The sequence below is a fragment of the Mycolicibacterium madagascariense genome, from assembly GCF_010729665.1.
GTDB lineage: Bacteria > Actinomycetota > Actinomycetes > Mycobacteriales > Mycobacteriaceae > Mycobacterium > Mycobacterium madagascariense.
The window spans coordinates 55,643-78,773 of sequence record NZ_AP022610.1 but is presented as its reverse complement, the minus strand read 5'-3'; the positions used below and the strand labels follow the sequence as shown (position 1 = coordinate 78,773).

25 protein-coding genes are annotated in these 23,131 nt (G+C 66.9%); 15 read left to right on the top strand and 10 right to left on the bottom strand.

The features are described 5' to 3' along the window. Nucleotides 1-205: 205 nt before the first annotated feature. The 6 genes from G6N60_RS00380 to G6N60_RS00355 all read left to right on the top strand — a co-directional run bounded on the left by G6N60_RS00380 (nucleotide 206) and on the right by G6N60_RS00355 (nucleotide 5,721). Nucleotides 206-1,138: a hypothetical protein gene (locus tag G6N60_RS00380; RefSeq protein ID WP_170312539.1), complete on the top strand. Its 933-nt coding sequence runs from the start codon at nucleotides 206-208 to the stop codon at nucleotides 1,136-1,138. Nucleotides 1,139-1,158: 20 nt separating this feature from the next. Then, a complete protein-coding gene (locus G6N60_RS00375) occupies nucleotides 1,159-1,308 on the top strand; it encodes a DUF7156 family protein (protein ID WP_163730886.1) in 150 nt (49 codons plus the stop codon). Between the two features lie 27 nt (nucleotides 1,309-1,335). Next, a complete protein-coding gene (locus tag G6N60_RS00370; RefSeq protein WP_246240135.1) occupies nucleotides 1,336-2,115 on the top strand; it encodes an SDR family NAD(P)-dependent oxidoreductase in 780 nt (259 codons plus the stop codon). A gap of 49 nt (nucleotides 2,116-2,164) precedes the next feature. Next, the gene (locus G6N60_RS00365; RefSeq protein ID WP_163730884.1) at nucleotides 2,165-3,361 is read left to right on the top strand and encodes a cytochrome P450; all 1,197 of its coding nucleotides are present in this window, start codon (nucleotides 2,165-2,167) and stop codon (nucleotides 3,359-3,361) included. Between the two features lie 40 nt (nucleotides 3,362-3,401). Then, on the top strand, nucleotides 3,402-5,000 hold the full coding sequence (locus G6N60_RS00360; RefSeq protein ID WP_163730882.1) for a class I adenylate-forming enzyme family protein: 1,599 nt from the start codon (nucleotides 3,402-3,404) through the stop codon (nucleotides 4,998-5,000). Nucleotides 5,001-5,073: 73 nt separating this feature from the next. Then, nucleotides 5,074-5,721 carry a TetR/AcrR family transcriptional regulator gene (locus tag G6N60_RS00355; RefSeq protein WP_163730879.1) on the top strand — a complete coding sequence of 216 codons (648 nt, stop codon included), beginning with the start codon at nucleotides 5,074-5,076 and terminating at the stop codon, nucleotides 5,719-5,721. Nucleotides 5,722-5,844: 123 nt separating this feature from the next. Here the strand turns inward: G6N60_RS00355 and G6N60_RS00350 are convergent, their stop codons facing one another. After that, nucleotides 5,845-6,246 carry a hypothetical protein gene (locus G6N60_RS00350; RefSeq protein WP_163730877.1) on the bottom strand — a complete coding sequence of 134 codons (402 nt, stop codon included), beginning with the start codon at nucleotides 6,244-6,246 and terminating at the stop codon, nucleotides 5,845-5,847. Between the two features lie 484 nt (nucleotides 6,247-6,730). Here G6N60_RS00350 and G6N60_RS00345 point away from each other — a divergent pair, with 484 nt between their 5' ends. Further along, the gene (locus tag G6N60_RS00345; protein WP_163730875.1) at nucleotides 6,731-7,063 is read left to right on the top strand and encodes a cupin domain-containing protein; all 333 of its coding nucleotides are present in this window, start codon (nucleotides 6,731-6,733) and stop codon (nucleotides 7,061-7,063) included. Here the strand turns inward: G6N60_RS00345 and G6N60_RS00340 are convergent. From G6N60_RS00340 to G6N60_RS00325, 4 genes are read right to left on the bottom strand one after another with little or no spacing between them, the layout of a single operon-like run. Further along, complete coding sequence (locus G6N60_RS00340) at nucleotides 7,048-7,932, bottom strand: aldo/keto reductase (protein WP_163730873.1); 885 nt, start codon at nucleotides 7,930-7,932, stop codon at nucleotides 7,048-7,050. The genes G6N60_RS00345 and G6N60_RS00340 overlap by 16 nt on opposite strands. 48 nt (nucleotides 7,933-7,980) lie before the next feature. Then, entirely contained in the window at nucleotides 7,981-8,748 is a 768-nt protein-coding gene (locus G6N60_RS00335; RefSeq protein ID WP_163730871.1) for a glucose 1-dehydrogenase, read from the bottom strand. Between the two features lie 31 nt (nucleotides 8,749-8,779). Beyond that, complete coding sequence (locus tag G6N60_RS00330; RefSeq protein ID WP_246240133.1) at nucleotides 8,780-9,592, bottom strand: carboxymuconolactone decarboxylase family protein; 813 nt, start codon at nucleotides 9,590-9,592, stop codon at nucleotides 8,780-8,782. Then, nucleotides 9,589-10,074 carry a (R)-mandelonitrile lyase gene (locus G6N60_RS00325; RefSeq protein WP_197746904.1) on the bottom strand — a complete coding sequence of 162 codons (486 nt, stop codon included), beginning with the start codon at nucleotides 10,072-10,074 and terminating at the stop codon, nucleotides 9,589-9,591. Before G6N60_RS00325 ends, G6N60_RS00330 begins: the two co-directional genes overlap by 4 nt. 125 nt (nucleotides 10,075-10,199) lie before the next feature. On the opposite strand from G6N60_RS00325, the gene G6N60_RS00320 reads away from it, so the two are divergent. Beyond that, nucleotides 10,200-11,090 carry a helix-turn-helix domain-containing protein gene (locus G6N60_RS00320; protein WP_163730869.1) on the top strand — a complete coding sequence of 297 codons (891 nt, stop codon included), beginning with the start codon at nucleotides 10,200-10,202 and terminating at the stop codon, nucleotides 11,088-11,090. Continuing rightward, entirely contained in the window at nucleotides 11,087-11,887 is an 801-nt protein-coding gene (locus G6N60_RS00315; RefSeq protein ID WP_220100357.1) for a shikimate dehydrogenase family protein, read from the top strand. Before G6N60_RS00320 ends, G6N60_RS00315 begins: the two co-directional genes overlap by 4 nt. Nucleotides 11,888-11,930: 43 nt before the next feature. On the opposite strand, the gene G6N60_RS00310 is transcribed toward G6N60_RS00315, so the two are convergent. From G6N60_RS00310 to G6N60_RS00290, 5 genes are all read right to left on the bottom strand, one after another. Next, on the bottom strand, nucleotides 11,931-12,209 hold the full coding sequence (locus G6N60_RS00310; protein WP_163730866.1) for a cytochrome C oxidase subunit IV family protein: 279 nt from the start codon (nucleotides 12,207-12,209) through the stop codon (nucleotides 11,931-11,933). A 3-nt stretch (nucleotides 12,210-12,212) separates the two neighbouring features. Continuing rightward, complete coding sequence (locus G6N60_RS00305) at nucleotides 12,213-12,734, bottom strand: cytochrome c oxidase subunit 3 (RefSeq protein WP_308206274.1); 522 nt, start codon at nucleotides 12,732-12,734, stop codon at nucleotides 12,213-12,215. 86 nt (nucleotides 12,735-12,820) lie between these two features. Then, a complete protein-coding gene (locus G6N60_RS00300; protein WP_163730862.1) occupies nucleotides 12,821-13,588 on the bottom strand; it encodes a hypothetical protein in 768 nt (255 codons plus the stop codon). Then, a complete protein-coding gene (locus tag G6N60_RS00295; RefSeq protein ID WP_163730860.1) occupies nucleotides 13,585-14,289 on the bottom strand; it encodes a hypothetical protein in 705 nt (234 codons plus the stop codon). Before G6N60_RS00295 ends, G6N60_RS00300 begins: the two co-directional genes overlap by 4 nt. A gap of 253 nt (nucleotides 14,290-14,542) precedes the next feature. Further along, a complete protein-coding gene (locus G6N60_RS00290) occupies nucleotides 14,543-15,166 on the bottom strand; it encodes a TetR family transcriptional regulator (protein WP_163743215.1) in 624 nt (207 codons plus the stop codon). 426 nt (nucleotides 15,167-15,592) lie between these two features. On the opposite strand from G6N60_RS00290, the gene G6N60_RS00285 reads away from it, so the two are divergent. From G6N60_RS00285 to G6N60_RS00260, 6 genes are read left to right on the top strand one after another with little or no spacing between them, the layout of a single operon-like run. Then, nucleotides 15,593-16,789, top strand: a complete 1,197-nt coding sequence (locus G6N60_RS00285) for an MCE family protein (RefSeq protein WP_163730858.1) — start codon at nucleotides 15,593-15,595, stop codon at nucleotides 16,787-16,789. Then, nucleotides 16,786-17,814, top strand: coding sequence for an MCE family protein (locus tag G6N60_RS00280; protein ID WP_163730856.1), 1,029 nt, complete (start codon nucleotides 16,786-16,788; stop codon nucleotides 17,812-17,814). Before G6N60_RS00285 ends, G6N60_RS00280 begins: the two co-directional genes overlap by 4 nt. After that, entirely contained in the window at nucleotides 17,814-18,896 is a 1,083-nt protein-coding gene (locus tag G6N60_RS00275) for an MCE family protein (protein WP_163730854.1), read from the top strand. Before G6N60_RS00280 ends, G6N60_RS00275 begins: the two co-directional genes overlap by 1 nt. After that, the gene (locus G6N60_RS00270; RefSeq protein WP_163730851.1) at nucleotides 18,893-20,266 is read left to right on the top strand and encodes an MCE family protein; all 1,374 of its coding nucleotides are present in this window, start codon (nucleotides 18,893-18,895) and stop codon (nucleotides 20,264-20,266) included. The genes G6N60_RS00275 and G6N60_RS00270 overlap by 4 nt, the downstream gene beginning before the upstream one ends. Next, on the top strand, nucleotides 20,263-21,477 hold the full coding sequence (locus tag G6N60_RS00265; protein ID WP_179969618.1) for an MCE family protein: 1,215 nt from the start codon (nucleotides 20,263-20,265) through the stop codon (nucleotides 21,475-21,477). Before G6N60_RS00270 ends, G6N60_RS00265 begins: the two co-directional genes overlap by 4 nt. Beyond that, nucleotides 21,478-23,130 carry an MCE family protein gene (locus G6N60_RS00260; protein ID WP_163730849.1) on the top strand — a complete coding sequence of 551 codons (1,653 nt, stop codon included), beginning with the start codon at nucleotides 21,478-21,480 and terminating at the stop codon, nucleotides 23,128-23,130. Nucleotide 23,131 lies beyond the last annotated feature (1 nt).

The window sequence follows — 23,131 nt, the reverse complement described above, 5'->3', positions numbered from 1 at the left end:
CGGTTCATCCCTTCTGGCACGGCATTTCATGCACTGACCGACGATCGATGCCGCGGCCGTGGGCGACCATGGAGCCCCGAATCACGTCAGGGAGACCCATTGACTGCCGAAAACATACAGCTGTATGTTACATCGGAGTATGGCCTATGTCACGTCGCGGGAGCGATGTGACTTGAATCGCTCCCTGCTCGTGGATGGAGGATCGATGACGTTTCCGTTGACCGTGCCGCCGACCCCGCCGGCACTGCTGCATCCCAGCGGTGTCTGGTTCTTCAACTGGGTCATCCCCATCCTCGGAGGTCTGGTCGTGCTGCTCGCGGTGATCGACACCATCAGCCGCCGGCGCCTGACGTGGGGCTTCCTGTTTCTGACCAACAGCATGTTGGTCTATTGGATGGAGACGATCGGAGACTGGGGTCAGGAACTGATCTACAGTCCCACCTTCGCCCAACACCACCTCTTGGAGTGGTTGCCGCTCAAGACACCTCACGATCCGTTGTTCATGCCGTTCGCCTACGCCTGCTACTGGACCGTGCATGCCTGGCTCGTCCTGAAACTGGGCCAGTTCCTGGTCCGCCGCTACGGCTGGAGCCTGCTCAAAGCCATTGCCGTGTTAGCCATCCCGGTCAACTACGCGTGGGACTTCCTCGTCGAATCGACCGCCGCTGCGATGGGTTGGTGGGTCTATGACCCGGGCTTCGGGCCCCACATGGACTTCGCCAACGGGGGGAAGTTCACGCTGCTGTGGACGATCGGGATCATGTCGTTCTGGCCGAACCTGATCGCCTACTGGGCCGGGAAGCCACCGGTCCGCACGTTGAACCACTTCGAACGCTTCATCGGGCTCCAACGGTTCACTCGACCCAGGCCGCCGGTCCAGGATGCGGGGCACCCCCCACGGTCTGGGGTCAGCGGAGGAACTCTGGTCGCCGACCAGAGGACGATGGCTCCGGTCAACCGCACCGCCGAGTTCGACGCCTTCCTCGACTATCAGGTGACCATCTCGCGGTGGAAGTTCGAACTCGCCCGGTTCGCTTCGTGGTTCGTCGTCTTTCAGATCTCGTTCTTCGCCATGACCGTCTTGCCCCTTCTGTTCATGCGGGTGGCCACTGGCAGCCACAGCATCTACGTTCCCTGACACGCAAAGCGAGGACACCCGTGAGTCCCACCGACGACGACCGCCTGCACGCACTGATGCAGCCCCCGGCAACGGCGCAAGCGCTGCGCCGCGAGACGATATACCTGCTGCTGAGCTGTTACGGCTTGATGTCGATCCTGGCCGTCGTGGTGTACCTGTGGCCGAGGTGACCCCCGCGGCATTCGCGAGCCAGCATCGTGGATGAACCCCTGATCGGGCGGGTCGCCCTCGTTACCGGGGGCTCCCGCGGCGTGGGTCGGGGCATCGCGCTGCGGCTGGCCAGCGACGGCGCGGCCGTGGCCGTCAACTACCGGAGGGACGCCGACGCCGCGCGCCGGGTCGTCGAGGACATCACCGCCGCGGGCGGTTGCGCAAGGGCTTACCAGGCGTCGGTGGCCGACGAAAGTTCCGTTACAGAAATGCTTTCGGCTATCGATGGTGATCTCGGCGCTCTCGACCTGTTGGTCAGCAACGCCGGGACGGCATCGCGTGGCACCACCATCGCCGACACCGACCGATCGGAATACCAGCGTCTTCTAGACGTCCATCTGCTCGGGCCGTTGGCCCTGATCCGAGCGGCCCTGCCGCAACTCCGAACGGCGGGCCGCGCCGACGTGGTCGCGATCTCCAGCACTATTACCCGCGAGCACCATCGGGGTGCTGCGGCCTACACCCTGGCGAAGAGCGCGCTCGAAGCCGCGGCGTTCACCCTCGCTCGCGAGGAGCGCGCACACGGCATCCGCGTGAACATCGTGGCACCCGGCCTCGTCGCAACCGACATGGGCGAGCGGCTCGTCGCCGCCACGGCCGGCGCCACCATCGCCGAGCTCGAACCGTCCTACCCCTTCGGTAGGACCTGCCGCCCACCGGACGTCGCAGGGATCGTCGCGTTCCTCGCCTCGCGGGACGGTGAGTACATCACCGGTCAGCGAATCACCGTCGACGGCGGTACGCCCGACGTCGGCCTCTTCGCCTAGAAGTCCGTCGCTCCTCGACCCCATTCATCCACCAAGGAGGCTGACCCCGATGACTACCGCCGACAGCCGGCCAAGTCAGGCCGAAACCACTCTGAACTACGACTACACCGCCACGCAGCCCGTCGGCACCCACTTCGCGACCTACGACCACCTCAGATCGCAGTCCCCCTGGTACCGAAATGAGTTCGGGCCGGGCTTCTGGGAAGTCGTGAACCATGAGGGAATTCTTCAGGTGTTGCAGGATCCGGAGACCTTCTCCAGCAGCGTGGTCACCGCGATGGATCCCGATCCCCAGTACAAGTGGATCCCCGAAATGCTCGACGGCGACGAGCACCGGCAGTGGCGTCGCCAACTCGGTCCGCTGTTCGCACCTAAGGCCATCGAGCGGCTCGACGACACCGTGCGCAGCCGCGCGATCGAGTGCGTCGACGCCGTCGCCGACAAGGGACGCTGCGACTTCATCGCCGATTTCGCAGCACGATTCCCCTCTACCATCTTCCTTCAGATGATGGGACTTCCCGCCGACGAGCTCGACCAGTTCCTCGCCTGGGAGAACGCCATCATGCACAGCACACCCGACCCTGCGGGACGCGACAGCGCCGCCAACGCCATGGGCGCCGTCATGGGTCGCTTCGCGAGCGTGATCGCCGAGCGACGTGCCGAGCCACGCGATGACATCGTCAGCAAGGCATTGCATTACGAGATCGAGGGCCGCCCCGTCAGCGACGCCGACCTGCTCTCATTCTGCCTGCTGATGTTCATGGCCGGACTCGACACCGTCACGGCGACTCTCGGATGGATCTTCTGGCACCTGGCCGACCACCCTGCCGACCGGCAGCGCATCGTCGACGCGCCCGACACCATCTCGACCGCGGTCGAGGAATTCCTTCGCGGCTACGCGATCGTCACCTCGGCGCGCCGCGTCACCACGGACACCACCGTGCAGGGTTGCCCCATGAAGGCCGGGGACATGGTGAACCTGCCACTGCACGCCGCCACCCGAGACGATGCCGCGTTCGTCGACGCCACCTCAGTCGACATCGCGCGAACCCCCAACAACCACATCGCCTTTGGCGCAGGGCCACACCGATGCCTAGGGTCACACTTGGCCCGCCGCGAGCTGCGCATCGCGCTCGAGGAGTGGCACAGGCGGATCCCGACCTACCGCCTCGATCCCAATGTTGCGCTGTACGAGACCGGCGGCCAAGTCGGCCTGCAATCGCTCCCCCTGCGATGGGAGACTTAGCGGCCGCGAACGCCCGACGGACGGAGGAACCGACGACTCCATGACTCGATTCGACTATGCGCAACTGCGCGACGCGTGGTACCGCCAGGGCTGGTTCTCCGAATCGACCTGCGTCGACGCCTTCGCCACGGGCGCACTCGAAAACGGCACTGAGCCCGTCACTTTCGTCGTCGACGGCGAGACCTTCGACCCGACCATCGCCGCCGTCCACCAGGCGGCGTTGGCGTTGGCAGCGTCCTTGCAGGAATTGGGTGTGGGTCAAGGCGATGCGGTGGCTGCCCAGCTGACGAATCGGCCCGAATGCGCGATCGTGTACCAGGCCGTGCTGCTATGCGGTGCAGTGTTGGTGCCGATACCGCACGTCTACGGGATTGCCGAAGTGCGGTTCATTCTGACTGAGGCAGAGGCCGCGGTGCTCTTCATGCCCGACCGCTGGAGATCGACCCCCTTTCGCGAACGAGTTCCCGGGATTGCCGACATTGCGACGCTACGTCACGTCGTGCTGATCGACGCCGAGCCGGGCCCCGGCTTCTCGACGTGGTCGGAGCTCGACCGCTCCGCCGACGAATACGTTGCGCCTTCCGTGCAAGCTGACGACGTATGCCTGTTGATGTACACCTCGGGCACGACCTCGGCGCCCAAAGGCGTTCAGCACTCCCACAACTCGCTGCTCGCCGAACATCGGACCATGCCAGCCCTCCTCGCTGGAGGTCCCGACGACGTGCTGCTGGTGACGTTCCCGCCGGGCCACATCGCCGGGGTCGGCAGCATTCTGCGGCCGCTGCTCTCGGGGAACCATACGGTGTTCATGGACGGCTGGGACGCGGCCCGGGCGGTGGAGGTAGTGCGCCGATTCCGGGTGACGGCCACCGCCGGTACCCCCTTCCATCTCGCCGGCCTCCTCGACCTTGGCGATACCGCCGGGGGGCTGGCGACGTTGCGGCAGTTCTTGATCGGCGCGGCACCGGTGACCGAAGAACTGGGGCGCCGCGCGGCAGCGGCCGGCATCAGCACATTCCGTAGCTACGGCTCCACCGAGCATCCGACCGTCACCGGACTCCACACCGGCTGCGATCGATCAGCACGGCTAAGCACGGACGGCGAACCTCTGCCAGGGTCTCGGGTCCGCATCCTGGGGCCAGACGGCGCCGAGTGTCAGTGCGGTGACGATGGAGAGGTCGTGGTGCAGGGTCCCGAACAATTCGTTGGATACCGCGACCATGCACTCGACGCCGATGCCTTCACCGCCGACGGCTGGTTCCGCACCGGAGACTTGGGCCACGTCGATGCGGCGGGGCGGCTGAGCATCATCGACCGCATCAAGGACGTGATCATCCGTGCCGGAGAGACGATCTCGTCGGGACAAGTCGAAGACGTCCTCAACGCGCACCCCGGAGTGGCGGAGGCAGCGGCAGTCGCCGCACCGCATTCCCATTACGGCGAAGTCGTCGCCGCGGTAGTGGTGATGAAACCATCGATGACCGTCGACCTCCCCGGCATTCAGGCCCACTTCGCAGCATCGGGCCTGGCCCGCCAAAAGACACCCGAGCGGCTCGTCGTCGTCGACGCCATGCCACGCACGGCGCTTGGAAAGGTACGCAAGGCGGAGCTTCGCGCGCGGTACTTCGCGAAACCGTAGCGCCGTACTGACCGGCGCGGTCTCGGGGATCAGAGACCATCTCGGACCCTGATCGGCACGTTAAGGTCGACCCGTGCCCAAGGCATCACCAAAGCGCGGTGAGCGCTCCCGCCAGCAGATCCTCAACGCCGCGCGGGAGATGTTCTCTCGGGTTGGCTTTGCGGCCGCGAGCACCGGGCAGATCGCCCAAGCCGCCGGCGTCGGGACGCGGGGCGCGGTCTACCACCACTTCGTTGACAAGTCCGCACTGTTCGCCGCAGTGTTCGAGGAGGTGCTCGAGGAGCTGATGGCACGGCATGTCGATCGATTCGTCGGGCTTCCCTCGGACGGCTTCAGCCGACTCAAGCGGACGATCGACAGCTATCTCGATACCGGGTTGGACAGCGACCTGCGCAGGATCGTTCTCGACGCACCCGCAGTACTCGGATGGGAGCGGTTCCACGCAGTCGGCTCCTCCTACGGCCTCCACACGATCCGCCAACTCGTCGTCGACGGAGTTCGCGATGGGAGCATGCGCGCCGTGTCACCGGACGCGATGGCGCACCTTCTACTGGTCACGTGCGAAGAGGCTGCGCTCTACGTCGGCAACGCCGATGACGTCACCGCCGCCCGTATCGCCGTCGGCGAGGCTCTCGACGCCCTACTCGAAGGGCTCCGCAACCTAGGTAGTGACACGATGTCCGAATTGACGCAACCGCGCCCCGAACGAGAAGGATATTGATTCGCCACAGACGTCTCACGGACTCCGCTGAAAAGGTCAAGTCCTCGCCGTATTGACCACGGTGACCCAGTTGCTCCTTCGAGGATGCCCTCACCGCAGCCGGTCTGCCCGCCTGCCGCGCCTTCACCCACGAGGAATGGCTTGCCCACCCCAGGGACGCGGACTATCCGGGGTCCCGCCGATCGAGATCGTCAAGATCGGCGACGGCGATCCGATCCCCCTTTCGTAGACAATGATTCCGCTCCGCCAGAGGGAATACGCGTGCTGGGCTTCGCCCACATGCTGGCCGGGCCGCCTAGGCGTGCAGTCTCGGTAACGGCGGAACAGATACCGGAGTGACTCGGTGGTGGTGTCCGTCGCGGTCGCGATGCGGCCCAGCGACAGGTCGACATCGGCGTGCTCCTCGATGAACGCCATGGCCCGCCGCAGCCGCAGCAGACTGTCCTCGCGCCGTCGGGTTCCACGCGCCGAACCCGTGGTGTGCGGGAGCGCCGACAGCACACTGGCCGCCAGATAACGGGACAACGCCCCTGCCATCAAGGTGCGCGACTTCGGCCAGGATCTGCTTGTCCACCGCGATCAGGTCATATCGGGCGTGCGTTTTGTTGATTTACGTTGCATCTCGACAGCGGAACATGTCGAGACGCACCGAAGATTGACACGGCACGCCTGCCTCCTTTGACAAGACTTCGGCGTGTCTCGCCAGCGCGCTAAAGTTACGCGCTCCGTCGTAGGCTTCTGCCAGAGACCGATGCGCAGGCAGGACCGAAGGGGTGGAATGCCAGGAGAATTCAGTTCTCAAAGTGGCCGACGCGTGGTTACCGGGGTCGGTGCCGACGGCCGGTCAACCATCGTCTCCGATCGACCTTGTGGGGCCCGCGGTCAACGGCCCGATGGTTCCGTGGTGACGGACATGTGGCGTGTGGAGCGCCTGCCAGCACACGTCGACGACGACGGGTCCCTAGGCGACGAGGTCAGTGCGCCTTCGCCGGGTGGATTGGTAGTCAAGATGAGCACCATTCCGCCCGGTGGCCGGTTCGACCGCGCTTCCTATGCTCAGGTCATGGCATACGCCTTTGGTGCACAGGCGGTTTCCTCCGATCCGAAGGTGATTCCGGGAATGCACCGAACCGACACCGTCGACGTGGTCACCATCGTCGCCGGGGAGTTGCACGCCGTCCTGGAGGCCGATGAGACGGTGTTGCGTGCCGGGGACACCATCGTGCAACGCGGCACCATGCACGCGTGGCAGAACCGTTCCCAGCATCCGGTGACGCTGGTGTCGGTGATGATGGACGCACCGCGGTCACACCGCGACGCCGGGGATCAGATTCCGTCGTAGACGTCGGGGTTGGGTCCTACTCGCCCGTCGGCGCCCCTGTCGAGGGCGTCGATCGCGGTGAGTTCCTCGGTGGAGAGTTCGAAGTCGAACACGTTGATGTTGTCGATCATCCGTTGCGGCTGAGCGGATTTGGGGATGGCGACGTGCCCGTGCTGCACGTGCCAGCGCAGGACGACCTGGGCGGGGCTCTTGTGGTGGGCGGCGGCGATCCGGCTGATCGTCTCGTCGGTCAGGGGCTCACCGCTGTGGCCCAGCGGGCTGTGTGCTTCCACGGCGATGCCGTGCTGGCGGGTCGCGGTGACCGCGGCGGTGTTGGCGAAGTAGGGGTGCAGCTCGAACTGGTTGACCACGGGCACGTGTCCGGTCTCGTCGATGATGCGCTGCAGGTGGGCGGGCTGGAAGTTCGACACCCCGGCGCTGCGCAGGCGTCCCTCGGCGACGAAGTCGGTGATGGCCGTCCAGGTGGAGACGTAGTCGCCACCGTAGAGGGTGGGCAGCGGCCAGTGGATCAAGAATAGGTCCAGGTAGTCCACCCCGAGGTGGGTCAGGGTCTGGTCGAAGGAGCGCCGCACGTCGTCGGGTCCGTGGTTGCCGTTGGCGAGCTTGCTGGTGAGATATAGCTGCGCACGCGGGATTTCAGCGGTGGCGATGGCCCGGCCGACGCCGGCTTCCGTGCCGTAGGACTGGGCGGTGTCGATGTGACGGTAGCCTGCGCGCAAGGCGTGGCCGACTGTCGTGGCGGTGATGTCGACGTTGGCGGACGTGGAGGTACGGTCGGGTTGGACGGCCAGCGTGCCGAATCCGAGCTGCGGGATGGTCGTGCCATCGCGTAGGGCGATGGCGGGGATGGGGGTCCGTGTCGTGATCATGGGTTTTTGTCCTAGTCGAAAGTCGTTGGAGGTGGGTTCGTTTGGGGCTCAGTGGGCGGTGAAGCCGCCATCGACGGGCAGTGCGGCACCGACGACGAAGCTGGCGCCGGGGCTGCACAGCCAGAGCACGGCGGCAGCGATCTCTTCGGCGCGGCCGAGGCGTCCGATGGATTGTTGTTTCATGATCTCGGCCATCGCGTCGGCTTGACCAGTGAGCATGTCGGCGACCATGGGGGTGTCGATGGTGCCGGGGCAGACCGCGTTGATGCGGATGCCCCGGGAGGCGTATTCCACGGCGGCGCTCTTGGTGAGCCCGATCACCCCGTGCTTGGAGGCGTGGTAGGCCGCGCGTTCGGGCAAGCCGACCAGACCGCCGAGTGAAGAACAGTTGACGATGGCACCGCTGCCCTGGGTGCGCATCTGGCGCAGTTCATGCTTCTGGGCGGCCCACACACCGCGCAGGTTGACCGCGTTGACGTGGTCGAAGTTCTCGGCGGTCTCCTCGGCGGCGTCACTGGGCGGGGCCTGGATGCCGGCGTTGTTGAACGCCATGTCCACACGGCCGAAGGTGGCGACGGTCTGCTCGATCATGGTGGCCACCTGGGTCTCGTCGGTGACGTCGCAACCGATGCCGATCGCGACCAGTCCTGCGGCGGTGAGCTTCTGCGCCGCCGAGTGGGCGGCATCGGCGTCGCGGTCGGCCAGGGTGACCGAGGCGCCGGCTTCGGCGAAGGCCTGGGCGGTGGCCAGGCCCATGCCGGAGGCGGCGCCGGTGACGACGGCGACCTGACCGTCGAAGTCGTAGGTGGGGTTCATCGTGGGTGCTCCAATGTCGTTGGTGGGCAGTTCATGTGGGTCGGTTCTCCAAGACGTCCTTGACGACCGGCAGCGCGGTGAACACCTTGGGCCAGCCGACGTAGAACGCGAGCTGGGTCAACGTCTCCCCGGCCTGGGCGGTGGTGAGTCCGTTGTCCAGCGCGCGGCCCAGGTGGTAGGTGATCTGGGCGACCTGCCCAGAGGCCACCAAGGCGCTGACGGTGACCAGGCTGCGGTCGCGTGGTGACAGGTCCGGTCGCAGCCACAGATCTCGGAACAGGACGTCGGTGGTGAAGTGCAGCACCCCGGGAGCGATCGCGCCGTAGGTCTGCTGGTTGGTGTTCTGGCGCGCCGACTCGGCGACCTCGTCCAAGGCCAGTAGTTCGGGTTGGGCTGCCGGCAGCTGATCAGCGCCGATGCCGCGGGCGGTGAACAGGTCCTTGGCTGCGGTCGCCGCGGACATGGCGTTGGGCCATCCCGCGTAGAACGCCAAATGCGTAATGATCTCGGACAATTCGGCCACGGTCACACCATCGTCGAGTGCCTTGGCCAAGTAGTGCGGCAGCTGCGCGGACTGGTTTGCGGTGATCAGCGCGGAAACGGTGACCAGGCTGCGGTCGCGCGGTGACAACTCCGGGCGCATCCATAGATCGCCCTCGACGGTCTGGTCGCGGTAACGCTGCAACGCCGGTGACACCGCCGTGAGGTCCTCCACCGGCCCCGCGGCCCCTACCGGCGCCGAGGCGGGGCCCGGGCGCGGCGAGGAGGATGGCGTGCAGGCCGTCGTCAGAACGGTCACCGCTGCGATGAGGGCCGCCATCACTGGGGGTCTGCGCACGGTCACGCGCCGTACTGCTCGTCGGTGACGTGCTCGAGCCAATCGACGTTGACGCCCTCGACCGCGTTCTGGATGGCGATGTGCGTCAAGGGAGTTTCAGCGGCGGCGCCGTGCCAGTGCTTGACCCCGGGCGCGGTCACGATGACGTCGCCCGCGGTGATCCGTTGCTTGGCACCGCCCCACTCCTGGACCCACCCGGTGCCCTCGATGACGACCAGCGTCTGCCCGGCCGGGTGGGTGTGCCACGCGCTGCGGGCACACGGGCTGAAACTGACCTGCCCACCGGAGGTCGGGCTGTAGTCGGTCGCCCCGAACAGCGGTCTGACGGTGACCTCGCCGGTGAAGGTCGCCGCCGGCCCCGGGTTCGGAGGCCGCTCGCCGGCCGGTGAAACGTGCATGCCCGGTTCGGCCCGCGACGGGGCGGGGTCGGCGAGTTCGAAGGGCAGAGCGGTCGCCAGCGGAGCGGCCAACGTGAGGATTCGTCGCATCGGAAACGCCTTTCGTGAGTGCGTGACCTTCAGACAACGCCGGTGAGCGGCCCAGTGCCAGGTGCCGCTGACCCAGGTAATGGCAGTACACCCCTCACGCCGCACGAGGGTTCTAGCCTGGAGGAATGGACAGCGTCGAGGACATCCGTGCGTTCCTCACCACCCGCCGCGCCCGCATCACTCCCGAACAGGTGGGCCTGCCGGTGTACGGACGCCGACGCGTGGCCGGTCTGCGCCGCGAAGAAGTGGCCACTCTCGCCGGGGTCAGCGTGGACTACTACAACCGCCTGGAACGCGGCAACCTGACCGGGGTGTCCGACAGCGTGCTGGAGGCGCTCGCCGCCGCACTGCGGCTCGACGACGCCGAACACGCGCACCTCTACGACTTGGCGCGCTCGGCCAACCCCACCCCACGGGCTCGCCGCATCCCGCGCGCCAGAGTCAGCCCCAGCATGGCGCGAGTGCTGGCCGGCATGACCGAGACGCCGGCCATCATCCGCGACGGTCGCTTGGACATCCTGGCCGCCAACCGGCTCGGACGCGCCCTGTACGACCCTCTCTACAGCGACCCCGTGCGCACACCCAACTTCGCCCGCTTCACCTTCCTGGACCCACGCGCCCCGAGCTTCTTCCCCGACTGGCAGGACTCCGCCTACGTCTCGGTGTCACTGCTGCGCATCGAAGCCGGTCGCCACCCCCGCGATCGGTCCCTGTCCAACCTGGTGGGCGAGTTGTCCACTCGCAGTGAAGACTTCCGCCAACTCTGGGCCGCGCACGACGTCCGATACCATACCGGAACCAAGCGGTTCGACCACCCTGCCGTCGGTGAATTCACCCTCAGCTACGACGACCTGCACCTGGCCGACAACGCAGGCCTGACGATGAGCGCCTACACCGCCGAACCGGGATCCACGTCGGCGGACGCCCTCACTCTCTTGGCCACCTGGGCCGCCACGCTGGATGTTGCCGACACCCCCGTTCGGATCGACGACACCGCCGGCAACGGCGAGCGATGATGCTCGAATTCCTCAGCGGTGAAACACGATTGTTTCCCATCATCGGTGACCCCATCAGCTACGCCGAATCCCCGCAAAGCCTGACCCGGAGCCTTGCGGCGGCAGGTCACAACGGCGCGTGCGTCCCCATGCAGGTGCCCGACGGGGAACTTGACGTCGTGATGGCGGCCCTCGCGCGCATTCCCAACGTCGACGGGGTGCTCGTCACCATGCCCCATAAACGCAGTGCCTTTCGCTACTGCGCCACCACCTCCGAGCGGACGAAGCTGCTCGGCGTCGTCAGCGTCATGCGACGCAACTCGGACGGTACGTGGCATGGCGACATGCTCGACGGCCTTGCGTTCGTGAAGGCGCAGAAGGATGCCGGCGCACGACCCGAGGGGGCACGGGTGCTGCTCGTAGGTGCCGGCGGCGCGGGTAGCGCGATCGCCATTGCGATGCTGCAGGAAGGCGTGCGGGAGTTGATCATCCACGACCAGGACGACACCCGCAGCAGCGAATTGGTCGAACTGCTCGCTGGACTCGGCGACGGTCGCGTCAGCGTGGGCGGCCCGGACCCCACGGACTGCGACATGGTCTGCAATGCCACCCCAATGGGGATGTCCGCCGACGATCCCCTGCCCATCGACACTGATGCCCTCGCACCGTCGATGTTCGTCGGCGACGTCATCGCCGGTCATGGAATGACCCCGTTGGTGAAGGCCGCCCGTGATCTTGGCTGCCCGACCGCCGGCGGCAGCCAGATGGTCGCTGCCGTCCAGGATCTAATGGTCGCCTTCATGCTCGGTTCGGGGTAAGCCGTTCCCCGGAGGGGCCCGAGGAAATATCGGACACGGCCCCTCAGCCGCGGCCAAAGTAGCAGCCCAGCAACAGCGCGAAGACCGCGATCGCCCAGCCTGCGGTCGTCGCCTGCAACCAGCGCGGCGCGCGCTTGATCTCCATGAAGTGCCACATCACCAGAACCGTCTTGGTCGCGGCGATCAGCAACACGACCACAGTGACGGTGGCGTCGAGCACGTGCGCGGCACCACCGTCTCGAGCGGTCAACCAGGACACGACGGTGACGGCGACGAGCAGAGCCCAGACGATCACCAGCGGGCAACGAAGGTAGGCCACCATTGATTACCTCATCAGGTAGAGCAACGCGAAGAGAATGAGCCACAGCACGTCCACCATGTGCCAGTACGTGGCGGCGGTCTCGACGAACGTGACGTCCGGCGTGGTCGATCGCCGCAGGCTGCGAATGACGAACGACAGGATGACCAGGCCGAGCATGACGTGACACAGGTGCAAACCCGTCATCACGAAGTAGAACGTGAAGAACAGATTCACCCCCGGAGTCACACCGCCGAGGATCTCTGGCACGTACTCGAACAGCTTCACCACCGGGAACGCGGCACCGCACAGCAGACCGATGACGAACAGCCGCAGGGCATTTCGGGTGGTACCGGTACGCGCCGTCGACACGCCGAGGGCGACGAACAATGAACTGGTCAGCAGCACGAGGGTGTTGATCGCCCCCATGTCGAGGTTGAGCCGGGCCTGGCTTCGCAGGAAGAGGTCGTGGTGCTCACCCCGGAAGTACGCGTAGGAGACGAAGTAGACCCCGAAGATCAGCAGATCGCCGACGACGAAGAACCACATGCTGGGCTCTCCGGGAAGGTGACTGTGTCGCTTCAGGTTTCGCGCATCAGTGACTGTCCCGGCAGGGCGCTCCGCCGCCAGATCGGTCATCGGTAGGCCCTGGGTTGGCACTCGAGCTCGGTCTCGGGCTGGTCCCTGATGGCCCGGAAGATGCAGACGTAGACGATGATCTGCCACGGCACGTAGAGCACCATCGCGAACCAGAACGTCATCACCCCGTTCCAGCCGAACGGTCCCGATCGGGCGATCCACACGGGTGCGGCCATCAGTTCGGTCAGGTATTGCCAGACGGTGTAGTAGCCGAGCCACTTCGGCAGGATGCCGTGTTCGTCGAGGATGATGGCCAGGCCGAACGCCATCCACATGACGCAGAAGCAACCCAGGGATCCGATGTAGGCGAGATAGCCGAAGTCATAGAGCATGGCCAACGTCGAGGGGCTGTATCCGGGGCGGAACGCGCCCAACCCGAAGCAGAACATCGGGAACAACATCCCGACGATCGCGCCCACCATGGAGCCGACCATGATCGAGTACCGAAACACCGGACTCACCGACATGCGCTTGACCTGTAGGAGATACACCGCATTCGTCAGCGGCGCCAGACCGAAGGACAGGGTGAGGATCACGCAGGCCAGTAGCAGGTCGTGGGACTGCATGAACGCGACGACCTGAGTTGAGGAGCTGCTCGGCGAACGCGGGGGCATCATCGAGCTCAGCGGGACGAAGACGACGCCGAACAAGGTGAAGAAGAACGGCACGACCCAGAAGGCGATCCACTGATCCAGCTTGCGGTTTCCCCGCCCGGCCCGGGCAGGCCCGGGCGGGGGCGTCGCGGTGGCGACGTCCTCGCTCATGCGAGGACCTCCTGTTCGCTGCCCTGACGGTTCACCACGCCAACCAGGACCAGGAACATCACGACGACGTAGCCTGCGAGCACGACCAGGCGAAGCGTGAAGGACAGGACTCCGTTCCAGGCCAGGGGTCCGGTCTTGACGAGGATGGAGAACGCTCCCGGAACCAGGAGCACCGCGGCGGCGACGTTGAAGTGCGCCACCCACCGGGGGAAGATCGGCGTGGGCCGCTCGTCGAGGTAGACGCTCACCGCGAGACACAGATTCTGCGCCACGATCGTCCCGACGGGGGCAATGAAGAAGAACCACGCCATGTCGTTGAGCAGACTGATCAACTGAGGTTCACGGTCCGGGCGGAATGCCGCGACGCCCCAGCAGTAGTCGGCGAGGATGAACGCCGTCGTACCGGCTCCCACACAGATGACGTAGGCATGGGTGAAGACGCTGCTCGAGGTCCCCGTCCGCGACATCTGGACCGCGGTGACGGCGAACATGGGGACCAGTGACCCCGCAATCAGGTTCACCAGCACCACGACACCGAGGATCTGCGTGTCGTGATCGCGGAAGAACGTCGCGACCTGCTCGGGGGTCATCGTCGGCGACAGCGGCGGTGCGATCACCGGGAACAGGACGAAGCCCAGGGCGAACAACGCCATCGCCGGCGGCGCCGTCCACAACAGGATGCGTTGTCCCCTGGTGTTCATTCGGCCCCCGTCCCGTTGCGCCGCGGTGCACGCCGCGAAACAGGTCTAGCACGTTCGCTGACAGATACCAACGAATTTCGCGGCTAGGCAACGGTCGCACCGGCGGTGACGACTGCTCGACGGTCCGGCCCATCTGCACGCCTTGCCGCCGCGACGGCGGCCGATGACGGCCCCGCACTGCCCGCACCGTGAGGCAGCGTGGCGACGCGGCCCCGCGGCTCGTCACGTCAATCGGACTCGAGCCAGGAGCTGGTTAGTTCGAGCGAGTGCGCTCGAGGCTGCGCAGCGTGCTCTTGACGAACTTGCTCAAGATGAGGTCGCGTTCTGGAGTGGGTTCCCGGTTGGAGGTGAGCAGGGCGTAGACACCGACGAGGAAGAAGGCAGCACTGTCGTAGGGGTCGACGTCGTCATGGAGTTCCCCGCGGTGTCGTGCACGCTCGATCTCGGCGGCGAGAAGGACGAATATCGGATGCCGCCCCCACTCTTCCGGCGGCCGCGTCGAGGAGAAGTACAGGCCGATCACGTCGCGGAAAAGCCCGCCGCCCCACTGCCGTTCGAGCGCCAGCACCCGCACGACGATTTCGTTCAACACCGCCGGCAGCGTGTGGCGGGAGTCCAGGAAGCGACTCAGCTCTTCGGCGAGCTGCGCTTCGTCGCGACGGATCAACTCCAGTAGCACGTGCTCCCGGGACGGAAAGTGGAAGTAGAAGGTGCTGCGCGACACGCCTGCGGCCTCGACGATCGCGTTGATGTCCGCACCGACGAAACCGGCTCGTTGATACTCCACGATGGCGGCATCCAGCAACCGGGCGCGGGTTCGTTGACGCTGCACGTCGCGACTCGAAGCTCCTTCCGGCACCCGATCATTGTGCCGCAGCCCTCACACAGCACCAGGTGCTGCCCAGATGTGGGCCCGCACCGAGGAAGGCTTGGTCAAAGGACGGCATCGCAGCCTCGGACCCCGTCATCGCTCGAATTGGCGCGTGGACTGGTGGCGGTGCACCGCGCCATCGCCTGAAGTGGCGATTCTGTTGTCATCTGTCAGTGAGCGTGCTAGACCTACCCCTGCGACGGGAGCGCAGAGCCTCGCCGCGGGACGCGTCGACCAGGACGGGGTTGCCATCGATACCAAAAGACGACGAACCTCGTCGTCGACGCCCCCGATCGCGACGGCGCGAGCAGCCGCCTCCGACGCGTCGGCCAGGAGTGCACCGCCGCCGCCGCGGTGGACCCCGGGCCGCCCGGGGCACGTCGAGCTGCTCACCGGTGGTGGGTGCGCAGCCAATCGTCTGCGGGCGGTGTGATGAGTTCGACGCGCGCCCGGATCATGGCCGGTTCGGCCATGGTGACGTTCCTCTTGGCCATCGTCGCGGTCGCGCTCACCCTGTTCGCCGGCGGCCTCACCGAGTCGCTCCCCGTCACGGTGTTGTCTCCCCGCGCTGGCCTCGTGATGAACCCCGAGGCCAAGGTGCAGTACCGCGGGGTGCAGGTCGGCACGGTGGCCTCGATCGAATACCTACCCGACGGTCAGGCCGCCCTGCACCTGGCCATGCAGCCATCACGGCTCAAGGAGATCCCGGCCGACGTGGTCGCCGACATCGCCTCGCCCACCGTCTTCGGCGCCAAGAGCGTCGCGCTCGTGCCGTCGGATGACTCCTCCTCGGCCGGGTCGCTGCAGCCGGGTCAGGTGCTACGGGGCGAGCACGTGATGGTGGAGGTCGACACCCTCTTCGAACAGCTCGACTCCGCGCTCTCCAGCATCGACCCCATCGAGCTCAACGACACCCTGGCCGCCGTCGCCACCGGCGTCCGCGGCCACGGCGAGCAGCTCGGCTCGGCGATCGACGACCTGCAGGCGGTGCTGCACGAGGTCAACGCCCACGGCGACGCGCTGCGCAGCGACCTCGCCCTCGCCGCCCCGGTGACCGGGGCCTACGCCGACGCCGCCCCGGATCTGTTGCGCATCGTCGACGACACCAGCCGCACCGGCACGACGATCGTCGAGCATCAGCGCGACCTGGACGCGCTGCTGCTGTCGGCGACCGGGCTGGCCACCCTCGGCAACGACGTGCTGAGCACCAACGGTCGACCGTTGAGCGACGTGCTGCGACTACTGGTCCCCACCACCTCGCTGACCAATCAGTACCGGACGGCGCTGACCTGCGGTTTGCAGGGCATGAACGTCTTGGCCCACACCAAGCCGCTCGACGTCCCCGGCGTCGAGGTCTCCGCGGGTCTGCTGTGGGGATTGGACCGCTACCGCTTCCCCGCCGACGTACCCAAGGTCGCCGCCACGGGCGGCCCCCAGTGCACCAACATCCCCACCATTCCCTACTTCGGAGCGATCCCACCGTTCGTGGTCGCCGACGTCGGCACCAACCCGTGGAAGTACGGCAACACCGGAATCCACCTCAACACCGACGTCCTCAAACGCATCCTCTTCGGTGGTCCCATCGACGGCCCGCCCCGCAACAGCGCCCAGATCGGTCAGCCCGGATGAGCGCCCACCCCTGGTCCGCGCTGGCCAAGTTCGGGGCGTTCGCCGTGGTCATGGCCATGGTCACCGCCGCGCTGTTCGCGATGTTCGGTGACTACCGCTCCGCGGACACGGTGTCCTATTCCGCGGTCTTCCTCAACGTGTCGCACCTGCATGCCGGGGAGACCGTGCGCTTCGACGGAGTGCGCGTGGGAACCGTCACCGCACTGACGCTGCAACCCGACAAGACCGTCGTGGTCGACTTCGACGTCGACCGCGGTCTGTCGCTGACCGACGGCACCCACGCGGAGGTCCGCTACCTCAACCTGGTGGGGGACCACTACCTGGACCTGGTCGACGAGCCCGCCTCCACGCGGCTGCTACCCGCCGGCTCACGCATCCCCCCGCAACGCACCGCACCAGCCCTGGACCTCGACGAACTCCTCGGCGGCCTCAAACCGGTGATCCAGGGCCTCAACCCACGCGACGTCAACCAACTCAGCGCGGCCCTGATCCAAATCTTCCAGGGTCAAGGCGACACGGTCGCCTCGCTCACCGAGCAAACCGCATCGTTCACCAACGCGCTCGCCGACAAGAGCCACACGGTGCAGCAGCTGATCGACACCCTGCAGACCACGTTGGCCACCGTGGCCCGTCAGGGTGACCAATTCTCCGGCGGCATCGACAAGATCCAACGACTGGTCACCGAACTGGCCGCCGACCGAGAACCCATCGGCGCGGCCATCGACTCCCTCAGCGCGGGCACCAACTCCCTGGCCGGCCTGCTCACCCAAGCCCGACCCCCCTTGGCCGCCACCGTCGACCAACTCAGCAAGCTGGCTCCTGCGCTAGACGCCAAGCGAGACCGATTGGGCACCGTCCTGGCGAAGTCCCCCGAGAACTACCGCAAACTGGTCCGCATCGGTGCCTACGGCTCCTTCATCAACTACTACATCTGCTACCTGGACGTCCGGGTCACCGACCTGCAGGACAAGACCGCGGTGTTCCACGCCTTCCGGCAGGACGGCGGAAGGTGCAGTGAACCCTGATGCACAAGTACCGCGGAACCGGTTTGGCGCGTGCCGGATTCATCGCCGTCGTCCTGATGGCATGCATCATCTTGGTGGGGTTGTCCCCCACCGTGATCACCGCGTGGGCGACCACGGTGCGCTACGACGCGGTCTTCAGCGACGCCAGCGGCCTGACCGTCGGCAACAAGGTCACGATCTCCGGGATGGACGTCGGCGCGGTATCCGACATCACGGTCATCCGCGGTGGGGCCAAGGTCACCTTCACCGTGAGCGCCGACACCACACTCGGCAGCCAAACCACCGCGCGGATCGCGACCGGCACCCTGCTGGGCCAACGCGTCCTCACCCTGGATTCCCGCGGAACCCCCACGCTGGCACCACGATCCACGATTCCCATGTCCCGCACGTTCTCCCCCTACACACTGACCGACGCCGTGGGCGAACTCACCGCCAACACCGCGAGCACCGACACCGCCAGCCTCAACACCTCGCTGGACACGCTGGCCTCGACCCTGGACCAGATCGCCCCGCAGCTCGGCGGCACACTCGACGGCGTCTCACGCATCTCCGCGGCACTCAACGACCGCGACACCGCGCTCGCGCAGCTGCTGCGCAGCGGGAGTGACGTGACCTCGATCCTTGCCCGACGCAGCCAACAGGTGAACACGCTCATCCTGGACGCCGACGACCTGGTCGGCGTCTTGGCCGAGCGTCGCCGCGCCATCGTCGAACTGCTGGCCAGCACCTCGGCGGTGTCCCAGCAACTCACCGGGCTGGTCAACGACGACGAGGCCAAGCTGGCACCCACCCTGCAACGCCTCAACCGCGTCACCGAGGTGCTCGAACGCAACCGCGACAACATCGCCAAGGCCCTACCCGGCCTGGCGAAGTACCAGCTCACCTTGGGAGAGACGGTGTCCAACGGGCCGTTCTACAGCGCCTATGTCCCCAACCTGGACTTGCCGCAGATCCTGCAGCCCTTCCTGGACTACGCCTTCGGGTTCCGCCGCGGCGTCGACGCGGGCCGCCCGCCCGATACCGCCGGACCCCGCGCCGAACTCCCCTTCCCCTACAACAGCATTCCCCCACAACCGCGATGAGGATCCCCGGCACGCACAGGAACCGACTGGGCGCGCTGCTCGTCATCGCGGTGATCGGTGCGGGCGGCGTCCTGGTGCAGCATCGGCTCACCGCCCCCACCCAGGTCGTCGCGACGTTCTCCTCGGCCACCGCGATCTACCCCGGGGACGACGTCCGCGTCGCCGGGGTGCGGGTAGGAAGGATCGACAGCATCACCCCCCGCGGAACCCAAGCCACGGTGGTCATGTCCGTCGATCACGACATCGCCATCCCCGCCGACGCGCGGGCAGTGATCGTCGCCCAAAACCTCATCTCCGCGCGCTACGTGCAGCTCACCCCGACCTACACCACCGGTCCGACCATGGCTAGCGGCGCTCGAATCCCGTTGGACCGCACCGCAGTTCCCGTCGAGTGGGACGAGGTGAAGCAACAGCTGAACCGCCTCGCCACCGACCTGGGGCCCAAGCCCGACCAGTCCGCGACCTCGGTGCAACACTTCATCGACAGCACCGCGACGGCGTTGGCGGGCAATGGCGAGAAGTTGCGGGCCACCCTCGCGCAGCTGGCCGGCGTCGCGCGCATCCTGCGCGAGGGCGGCGGCGACATCGTCGGCATCGTGGAGAACCTGCAGACCTTCGTCGCGGTCCTGCGCAGCAGCAATGAGCAACTCGTCGAGTTCCAAGGCCACCTGGCCAGCCTGTCGAGCACGTTGAACGGCAGCCGATCCGACCTCGACGACGCCCTGACCAACCTGTCGGTGGCGCTGGGCGAGGTGCGACGCTTCGTGGCGGGGTCGAGGAACCAGACCACCGAACAGGTCCAGCGCCTCACCAACGTCACCACCAACCTCGTCCAACACCGCACCGAACTCGAACAGGTGCTGCACGTGGCGCCCAATGCCTTGGCCAACAGCTACAGCATGTTCGACCCCCGCACCGGCGGGGCCGGTGGCGTCTTCGTGGTCAACAACTTCTCCGACCCGGTCAAGTTCCTCTGCGGCATGGTCGGCTCCGTCGCCAACGTCACCGCGCCCGAATCGGCGAAACTGTGCGCGGACTACCTCGGACCCGCGCTGAGCAAGGCCAACTTCAACTACGTCCCCTTCCCCATCAATCCCATCCTGGAAGCCGTCCCGACCCCCGACAAACTCATCTACAGCGACCCCAAACTCGCACCAGGAGGCCCGGGGCCGGACTCACATCCCGCCCCCACCCCGGCGACGTCGGCCTACGGCGGCGACGACCCACCCGACGCCCCGCCGCCACCAGCTCCCGCCGACACGGCGCCGACTCCCCCGCCAGGCGCCGCCGACACACCACCGTTGCCGTCGTCACCTCCGACCCCAGGGCTGCCCGCGTTGCTGCTTCCCGCCGAACGGCCCCCGTCATGAACATCCTCAGCCACCGGTCACGGCTTCGGGTTCTCGCCGCGTCGATCGCGGTCGTGCTGACGTCCTCCTGCGCCTACGACGGGGTGAACTCCCTGCCCCTGCCGGGGACCCGCGGTCACGGCAGCGGGTCGAGTACCTATTACGTCCAGGTCGCCAATGTCGGCACGCTGGAACCCAATTCGCCCGTGCTCATCGACGACGTCACCGTCGGATCCATCGAGCGCATCGCCATCGTCGACCGACACCCCCTGATCACCATCACCGTCGAGCGCGGCGTCGTCGTCCCGGGCAACGCCGTGGCCGCGGTCGGGCAGACCAGCCTCCTGGGATCGATGCACGTGCAACTGGGCCCACCGCCCGGGCAGGCACCCGTCGGCGCCCTCCAGCAGGGCTCGACGATTCCCCTCAACGCGTCCAAGACCTACCCCTCCACCGAACGCACGCTGGCCTCGCTGTCGGTGGTCGCCAACGCCGGCGGCCTCGGCCAGATCGGCGACATCATCCATGCCCTCGACGTCGCACTCAAGGACCGCCCCGAGACCGCGCGCGCCCTGATCGACGAACTCAGCACGTTCGTCGGCACCCTGAACGACCAACGCGACGACATCATCACCACCATCACCAACCTCGACCGGTTCACCACCACCCTGGCCGGGCAGTCCGCGACGATCACCCACGCCCTGCAGACCATTCCCCCGGCGCTGGACGTCCTGCTGCGAGAACGACCCCGCCTCGTCGAGGCACTGAACAGGCTGCGCGTCTTCAGCGACACCGCCACCCACGTCATCGACGACACCCAATCCGACCTCGTCACCAACCTGCAGAACCTGGCACCCACGGTTCAGGCGCTGGCCGACGTCGGAGACGACATCGACACCGCACTGGCCTTCCTGCCGGTGTTCCCGATCGGGCAGAACGTCATCGACCGCGGCATCCGCGGGGACTACATGAACCTGTTCGTCACCCTGGACCTCACCCGGGAACGACTCAAGCGCGGACTGGGCGTGGGCACCCGTTTCGGTGACCCCAACATCCCTCTGGTGCCCGCACCCGGCGACGAAGGCTATGACGCCTACTACTCCAAGGATCCCCTCGGCGCCGGCCTCGCCCCACCACCGGCCCACCCGCCCGACACCACCACCACCCCGCCGTCGACCAACCCACCCGACGGCGCCATCCCTGCCCCACCACCCCCGACGGGCGGCAGTTAGATGCTGTCCAGATTGGTGCGCATCCAGCTGGTGATCTTCGCGATCACCTCAACAGTCGGCTTGATCGTGATGGCGGTGGTCTACCTGCGACTGCCCACCCTGGTCGACGTCGGCCGCATCACCGTCCGCGTGCAGATGCCCAACGCCTCCGGGCTCTACCCGCGGGCCAACGTCACCTACCGCGGAGTGGAGATCGGACAGGTCAGCGGCGTCGACGTCGACCGCACCGGCGCCACGGCGACCTTGTCACTGAACGCCTCCGCACACGTCCCCGCCAATCTGCAAGCCGCCGTCCGCAGCGTGTCGGCCATCGGCGAGCAGTACGTGGACCTGCGTCCGCGCAGCGACAACCCGCCCTACCTGCACGACGGGTCGGTCATCGGACGCCAAGACGTCGTACTTCCCCAGCCCGTCGGACCCATGGTGGACCACCTCAGCGCGTTCCTGGGCAGCCTGCCCCAAGACCAGATCAAGAGACTGTTGACCGAAACCTCGACGGCGTTCGACGGCGCCGGACCCGACCTGGCCACCCTCATCGACTCCTCCTCCCGCGCGGCCGCCGACCTGCGCTCGGCCTCCGCCCGAGCGGGCCACCTCATCGACGATTCCCGCCCCGTCCTGCAAGGACAGCTCCGCAGCGCCGATGACCTCCGTCAGTGGACGCACGACCTGGCCGACGTGACCGACCAGCTCGTCACCGACGACCCACCCCTGCGACGAATCCTGTCCACCGGTCCGGGCGCGCTCGACGAGGCCACGGCCCTGCTCGACCAGATCAAACCGACCCTGCCGATCCTGTTGGCCAACCTCACCACCGTCGGACAAGTGCTGCTCACCTACCGACCCGCCCTCGAGCAACTACTGGTCCTGCTCCCCCCATCGACGGCGTTCTACATGTCGGAGGCCGGCCAAAACAACGCGACCGGCAAACCGGTCGGGGACTTCCACGTCTCGATCTCCGACCCGCCCGCCTGCACCGTGGGATTCCTCCCCCCGTCGGCCTGGCGCAACCCCGACGACACCTCAGAAGTCGACACCCCCGACGGGCTCTACTGCAAGCTGCCCCAAGACTCACCCATCTCCGTGCGCGGCGCCCGCAACTACCCCTGCATGGCAGTGCCCGGCAAGTTCGCGCCCACCGTCGAAGAGTGCTCCTCCGACAAGCCCTTTCAACCCCTCGCCCTGCGTCAGCACGCCCTCGGGCCCTACCCCCTGGACCCCAACCTGATCTCCCAGGGCATTCCCCCCGACCAACGCGTCACCCCCCGCGACCACACCTATGCCCCCGTGCAGGGAACACCCCTGCCACCAGGCGCCACACCCTCGGGCACCCCGCCAGGACCCAACGAGGGACCGCCCATACCGACGACCCCACCGCCGGCACCTTCACCCGCTACCCCGCCCGGTCCCGCCGACACCACCGCGGACTCTCCGCCGGCGCCGAACGCGGAGCCGGCCCCGGCGCCCAACGCCGCAGACGTCGCGCCCAGCGCGTTTCACCAAGACCCCACGAGTCCATCGGTGGCCACCGCCCGCTACGACCCGAAGACCGGCCGCTACGCCACCCCCGACGGACAGGCATTCACCCAAACCAACGTGACCTCCGCGCCGCCACACGACTGGCGAAGCGTCATCCTGCCCACCGGGTCCTGAC

What these genes read in the sequence shown, in the direction of transcription:
- G6N60_RS00380 (WP_170312539.1), top strand. Translation starts at nt 206, where the DNA reads ATGACGTTTCCGTTGACCGTGCCGCCGACCCCGCCGGCACTGCTGCAT.
- G6N60_RS00300 (WP_163730862.1), bottom strand. Translation starts at nt 13,588, where the DNA reads ATGAGCGAGGACGTCGCCACCGCGACGCCCCCGCCCGGGCCTGCCCGG.
- G6N60_RS00265 (WP_179969618.1), top strand. Translation starts at nt 20,263, where the DNA reads ATGAACATCCTCAGCCACCGGTCACGGCTTCGGGTTCTCGCCGCGTCG.
- G6N60_RS00305 (WP_308206274.1), bottom strand. Translation starts at nt 12,734, where the DNA reads ATGTGGTTCTTCGTCGTCGGCGATCTGCTGATCTTCGGGGTCTACTTC.
- G6N60_RS00270 (WP_163730851.1), top strand. Translation starts at nt 18,893, where the DNA reads ATGAGGATCCCCGGCACGCACAGGAACCGACTGGGCGCGCTGCTCGTC.
- G6N60_RS00280 (WP_163730856.1), top strand. Translation starts at nt 16,786, where the DNA reads ATGAGCGCCCACCCCTGGTCCGCGCTGGCCAAGTTCGGGGCGTTCGCC.
- G6N60_RS00285 (WP_163730858.1), top strand. Translation starts at nt 15,593, where the DNA reads ATGAGTTCGACGCGCGCCCGGATCATGGCCGGTTCGGCCATGGTGACG.
- G6N60_RS00315 (WP_220100357.1), top strand. Translation starts at nt 11,087, where the DNA reads ATGATGCTCGAATTCCTCAGCGGTGAAACACGATTGTTTCCCATCATC.
- G6N60_RS00260 (WP_163730849.1), top strand. Translation starts at nt 21,478, where the DNA reads ATGCTGTCCAGATTGGTGCGCATCCAGCTGGTGATCTTCGCGATCACC.
- G6N60_RS00340 (WP_163730873.1), bottom strand. Translation starts at nt 7,932, where the DNA reads ATGATCACGACACGGACCCCCATCCCCGCCATCGCCCTACGCGATGGC.
- G6N60_RS00345 (WP_163730875.1), top strand. Translation starts at nt 6,731, where the DNA reads ATGAGCACCATTCCGCCCGGTGGCCGGTTCGACCGCGCTTCCTATGCT.
- G6N60_RS00310 (WP_163730866.1), bottom strand. Translation starts at nt 12,209, where the DNA reads ATGGTGGCCTACCTTCGTTGCCCGCTGGTGATCGTCTGGGCTCTGCTC.
- G6N60_RS00325 (WP_197746904.1), bottom strand. Translation starts at nt 10,074, where the DNA reads ATGCGACGAATCCTCACGTTGGCCGCTCCGCTGGCGACCGCTCTGCCC.
- G6N60_RS00360 (WP_163730882.1), top strand. Translation starts at nt 3,402, where the DNA reads ATGACTCGATTCGACTATGCGCAACTGCGCGACGCGTGGTACCGCCAG.
- G6N60_RS00365 (WP_163730884.1), top strand. Translation starts at nt 2,165, where the DNA reads ATGACTACCGCCGACAGCCGGCCAAGTCAGGCCGAAACCACTCTGAAC.
- G6N60_RS00275 (WP_163730854.1), top strand. Translation starts at nt 17,814, where the DNA reads ATGCACAAGTACCGCGGAACCGGTTTGGCGCGTGCCGGATTCATCGCC.
- G6N60_RS00320 (WP_163730869.1), top strand. Translation starts at nt 10,200, where the DNA reads ATGGACAGCGTCGAGGACATCCGTGCGTTCCTCACCACCCGCCGCGCC.
- G6N60_RS00335 (WP_163730871.1), bottom strand. Translation starts at nt 8,748, where the DNA reads ATGAACCCCACCTACGACTTCGACGGTCAGGTCGCCGTCGTCACCGGC.
- G6N60_RS00295 (WP_163730860.1), bottom strand. Translation starts at nt 14,289, where the DNA reads ATGAACACCAGGGGACAACGCATCCTGTTGTGGACGGCGCCGCCGGCG.